This is a genomic window from Synechococcus sp. MU1655, from assembly GCF_023630655.1.
GTDB lineage: Bacteria > Cyanobacteriota > Cyanobacteriia > PCC-6307 > Cyanobiaceae > Synechococcus_C.
This window is the reverse complement of sequence record NZ_JAKUHK010000249.1, coordinates 1-2,835: the sequence shown is the minus strand read 5'-3', so window position 1 is coordinate 2,835 and position 2,835 is coordinate 1. Positions and strand designations below refer to the sequence as shown.

Annotated in this window: 3 protein-coding genes and 1 pseudogene; 1 reads left to right on the top strand and 3 read right to left on the bottom strand. The window is 57.9% G+C overall.

The features are described 5' to 3' along the window. Positions 1 to 421, bottom strand: a pseudogene (locus tag NCN04_RS10185) (tRNA uridine-5-carboxymethylaminomethyl(34) synthesis GTPase MnmE); the annotation flags it as partial. A gap of 80 nt (positions 422 to 501) precedes the next feature. Between NCN04_RS10185 and NCN04_RS10180 the strand changes: the two are divergent. After that, complete coding sequence (locus NCN04_RS10180; protein ID WP_250396021.1) at positions 502 to 990, top strand: DUF2062 domain-containing protein; 489 nt, start codon at positions 502 to 504, stop codon at positions 988 to 990. Positions 991 to 1,007: 17 nt separating this feature from the next. Here NCN04_RS10180 and NCN04_RS10175 read toward each other — a convergent pair whose 3' ends face one another. Together NCN04_RS10175 and NCN04_RS10170 are read right to left on the bottom strand one after the other, a co-directional pair. After that, positions 1,008 to 2,477 carry a protein adenylyltransferase SelO gene (locus tag NCN04_RS10175; RefSeq protein ID WP_250396020.1) on the bottom strand — a complete coding sequence of 490 codons (1,470 nt, stop codon included), beginning with the start codon at positions 2,475 to 2,477 and terminating at the stop codon, positions 1,008 to 1,010. After that, positions 2,474 to 2,835 (bottom strand): ACT domain-containing protein (locus NCN04_RS10170; protein WP_250396019.1); only part of this gene is annotated, 362 nt, incomplete at its 5' end. The genes NCN04_RS10170 and NCN04_RS10175, both read right to left, overlap by 4 nt.

The following is a 2,835-nucleotide window of genomic DNA, read 5'->3' as shown; positions in this document are numbered from 1 at the left end:
TCGCTTCCGCCCGGGTGAGGTCAAGACGGCCATTCAGGACAGCGCGTTGGCTGAATTCACCGGGCAGGGCCCGTCGCACTCCTGGCTGCTCCAAGACACGTGCCAAGACCTGCTGTACGGCGATCACCCCGCCATGACAATGAATCTCGACAACGTCTTCACCGGTAAAACTGCGCGGCGCCAACATCACCAACACCAACACCTCATCGAGCCGTTCCACACCGCCGGCAGCCACAACATGTCCATACAGCACCCGGTGGCTCTCCCACACCTGTTGACTAGGAATCACCGTGATCGCAGCAACAGCACCTACAGCACTTGGACCCGACACCCGAATCACGGCGATGCCACCCTGCCCCGGTGCCACTGCGGTAGCGATCGCAGCGATCGAAAGCGCCTGATCTGGACCAATCCCAGACATACCCAGATCCCTGCCGCCATCACGCACTCCTTCCTACGATCCCGAAGCTTCCTCAGCCGCACTGGCGGCAAGCAGTTTTGATCAAGCGGTTGCAGAACAAATGTCAGCGACGCTTGAACCGATGGCTGCAGTGGATCTGGCAGCAGGAGGGAACCCCTGGACAACGCGCGCGCGGGCTGGCCGCAGGCGTGTTTTGCGGCTGCTTCCCCTTCTTTGGCTTTCAAACCCTGCTGGGAATTGGCTTGGCCAGCATTGTGCGCGGCAACCATTTGCTGGCCGCCGCAGGCACCTGGATCAGCAACCCATTCACCTACATACCGCTGTTTTGGTTCAACTACCGGTTAGGGGCAATGGTCCTCGGTGAAGGCGCTGGCTGGCCAGGGCTCAACAATCTCAATCAAGAACTGCTTGCCACGGCGGGATGGGATGTGATGAGCCGTCTCTTGCTTGGCTCCACCCTGACCGGAACAGTATTTGGGGGACTGAGCTGGTGGTTCACCCTTAACTGGCTGCAACCCCAAAGAGCCAGGACCACAGCCCCTCGACGTCGAGAGCGTGGACGAAAGTAACCCCGTTCAATGCATTCTCAGTCATTCATGACTGATGAAAGCCATTCCTTAAGCGGCCGCCAATCGTCCCCTTGATCGATGGTCTCCCAAAGCGATTCAATCAAGGGGCGTGTGGGTGTTTGGCTCAAATTCCAACGCCTCAAGCCCTCAGAAACTGAAGCCTCCAGCTCAGATGCTCCAGAGGGCTCGATGGCCTGGGTTTGCCACCACCAGGCATCACGCCAGTTTTGCCACACCTCCCTGGGAGGTTCTGGAAGATTGTTCAACACCACGGGCAAGCCCTCAGGCTCCTGGGGCAAACCAGAGGATTGAACCACCGAAGCGAGACCAGCAAAAAAGTCTCCATAACCAACGGGCCAGCTCGCGATTAATTCCAGGGTTGCGCTCACCAAGCGATCATCACTGTCCTCATCAGGATTGGGCGCCAATCCCAACCGCCTCAACAAGCACAAGCGATAGTAATTTTGATAACTGCTTGCATACCGCTCAAGCAATTGTTCCATCGGCGGCCGAGGCAGCAACATCGCCAAAGGGTTTTGAAGAAGCTGCAAATTCTTTCGGCAAATAGCTGGCTGACGCCCATAGGAATACAGCCCGGTCTGATCGAAATAAGCCGCCGTAAAACTTGGATCCCAGCGATCTAAAAAGGCAAACGGTCCGTAGTCAAAGCTTTCACCAGCCAGCGACATGTTGTCGGTGTTGAGCACGCCATGAACAAAACCTGCTGCCATCCACTCAGCTGCCAAACGAGCCACCCGCTCCACCAGCTCGCCATAGAAGGCGAGAAGCTGATGCTCCAAGGCCAGGCGATCTCCATCAGGAGCAGGATGGGCCGCTGCAACATCGGGGTAGTAGACAGCTACCACATGGCGCAGTAAGCGCTCCAAACCTTGGGGGTCCCGCAAATACAGCAGCCTTTCACAGCTACCGAAACGCAGATGAGTGCGTGCCATCCGAACCATCACCGCACTTCGCGTCGGCGAGGGTTCATCCCCACGCCACAGGTCCTCACCCGTCTCGATCAACGACAACGTGCGGCTCGTGGTCACACCAAGACGATGCAACGCCTCGGAGGCGATCACTTCGCGCACCCCTCCTTTCAAGGTGAGGCGTCCATCCCCACCACGACTCCAAGGGGTGGTGCCACTCCCCTTGCTACCAAGGTCTTGAAGCCGGCCGGTTCGATCGCGCAGTTGGCCATAGAGAAAGCCGCGGCCATCTCCAAGCTGGGGGTTGTAGGTGCCGAACTGGTAGCCGTGATAACGAAGAGCGAGCAAGGGAACGCGCTCTTCAAAACGGCCATAGGCCCTCTCGAAATCTTGATCCGACACACTGTCCGGCTCCACCCCCAGCTTGCGCAACAGTGCGTCGTTGCGAAAGCGCAACTGCGTTCGCGGGAAAACCGCCGCCTCCACCACATCCCAATACGACCCACCCAAACCCTCGATTGAGGGTTCGAACGGCAAGGCCAACAGCGGGTTACTCAACTCTGACCAGTACGCGCGATGTCGATCACATCTGCCATCGAGCGGATCTGGTCCATGGTGCGCTGCAACTGCGCGGCGCTTCCCAGTTCCACCATCAAATCGATCCGGGCCGGCTTGCCATAGGCCGTTCTCACCTGAGCATCACTGACATTGATCGAACCATCAGACAAACGCATCAAAATGTCCTTCAAAATCCCAACCCGATCAATCACCTCAATGCGCAAGTGAGCAGGGAAGCGAGAACCTGCCTCTTGCAGCGATGGGTTCCAACGCACAGGCAAACGACGTTCCGTCGGGATCGCCTCCAGATTGGCGCAGTCTTGACGATGGATGGTGATGCCGTGATTACCAAGGGCCA